Origin of the sequence: Pandoraea captiosa, assembly GCF_902459775.1 — a bacterium.
Classification (GTDB): Bacteria; Pseudomonadota; Gammaproteobacteria; order Burkholderiales; family Burkholderiaceae; genus Pandoraea; species Pandoraea captiosa.
Genome location: NZ_CABPSQ010000029.1, coordinates 1 through 1,495, shown reverse-complemented (window position 1 = coordinate 1,495; position 1,495 = coordinate 1). Strand labels below are relative to the sequence as shown.

The following is a 1,495-nucleotide window of genomic DNA, read 5'->3' as shown; positions in this document are numbered from 1 at the left end:
TCGTTGTTCGGCTTCGATTTCTCGAAGGCGCACGAGTTCTTCGGGTTCAAGGTCAGCTCGGTGTACATGTACTACTACCTGTTCGTGTTCCTTGCGCTGCTGATCGCCTTCATCTGCGTGCGCTTGCAGCACTCGCGTATCGGACGCGCCTGGGTCGCCATCCGTGAAGACGAAATCGCCGCCAAGGCGATGGGCATCAACACGCGCAACATCAAGCTGCTCGCGTTCGCCATGGGCGCGTCGTTCGGTGGGGTGGCGGGCGGCATGTTCTCGGCGTTCCAGGGCTTCGTCTCGCCCGAGTCGTTCACCTTCTGGGAGTCGATCGTCGTGCTCTCGATGGTGGTGCTCGGCGGCATGGGGCACATTCCGGGCGTGATTCTGGGCGGTGTGCTGCTCTCGGCGTTCCCCGAGATCCTGCGCTCGACCATGGGCCCGTTGCAGATGAAGTTGTTCGGTAGCGTCATCGTCGATCCCGAAGTGATCCGGCAGTTGCTGTACGGTCTGGCCATGATTCTGATCATGCTGTACCGTCCGGCCGGCCTGTGGCCGTCGCCGCGTCCGGAAGAGCGGACTCTGTAAGCCGAGGGAGATGACCTGAATATGAGCGAACAAATTCTTCTGTCCGTCAAGGGCGTGAACAAGCGCTTCGGCGGTCTGCAGGCCCTCACCGACGTGGGCCTGGAGATCAAGCCGGGGCAGATTTACGGGCTGATCGGCCCGAACGGCGCTGGCAAGACCACGTTCTTCAACGTGATCACCGGTCTCTACACCCCGGACTCGGGCGAGTTCAAGCTCGACGGCGCGGCCTACAAGCCGACCGCAGTGCATGAAGTGGCGAAAGCCGGTATTGCGCGTACGTTCCAGAACATTCGTCTGTTCGGCGGCATGACCGTCGTCGAGAACGTGATGGTGGGCCGTCACGTGCGTACGAAGATGGGCGTGATCGGCGCGATCGTCCGCTACCCGGGCGCGAAGGCCGAAGAGCGCGCCATCCGTGATCGTGCGATGGAGTTGCTCGAATACGTGGGCGTGGCGAAGTACGCCAACTACACGGCAGCCAACCTCTCGTATGGTCACCAGCGCCGTCTGGAGATCGCGCGTGCGCTTGCCACCGACCCGAAGCTGCTGGCGCTGGATGAGCCGGCCGCGGGCATGAACGCCACGGAGAAGGTCGAACTGCGCGGTTTGCTCGACAAGATCCGCAGCGACGGCAAGACGATTCTGCTCATCGAGCACGACGTGAAGCTGGTGATGGGGTTGTGCAATCGCATGACGGTGCTCGATTACGGCAAGGTGATTGCCGAAGGTTTGCCGCAGGATGTGCAGAAGAATCCGGCGGTGATTGAAGCGTATCTGGGTTCGGGAGGCCATTGATGAGCGCAATGTTGACGATCAAGGGCCTGAAAGTCGCTTACGGCGGGATCAAGGCGGTCAAGGGCATCGACCTGAACATTCAGCCGGGCGAGCTGGTCACGCTCATCGGCGCGAACGGTGC

Annotated in this window: 2 protein-coding genes and 1 pseudogene; all 3 read left to right on the top strand. The window is 61.7% G+C overall.

What is annotated here, in order from left to right; translation table 11 throughout:
- Positions 1-579: branched-chain amino acid ABC transporter permease (locus PCA31118_RS26855; protein WP_425495411.1), on the top strand; the 579-nt coding region annotated here is incomplete at its 5' end.
- 21 nt (positions 580-600) lie between these two features.
- Positions 601-1,374 carry an ABC transporter ATP-binding protein gene (locus PCA31118_RS26850; protein WP_044456814.1) on the top strand — a complete coding sequence of 258 codons (774 nt, stop codon included), beginning with the start codon at positions 601-603 and terminating at the stop codon, positions 1,372-1,374.
- Positions 1,371-1,495: pseudogene (locus PCA31118_RS26845) on the top strand (ABC transporter ATP-binding protein); the annotation flags it as partial. The gene PCA31118_RS26850 and the pseudogene PCA31118_RS26845, both read left to right, overlap by 4 nt.

Excerpts from the sequence above, each read along its gene's own strand:
- PCA31118_RS26850 (WP_044456814.1), top strand. The coding sequence starts at position 601 with ATGAGCGAACAAATTCTTCTGTCCGTCAAGGGCGTGAACAAGCGCTTC.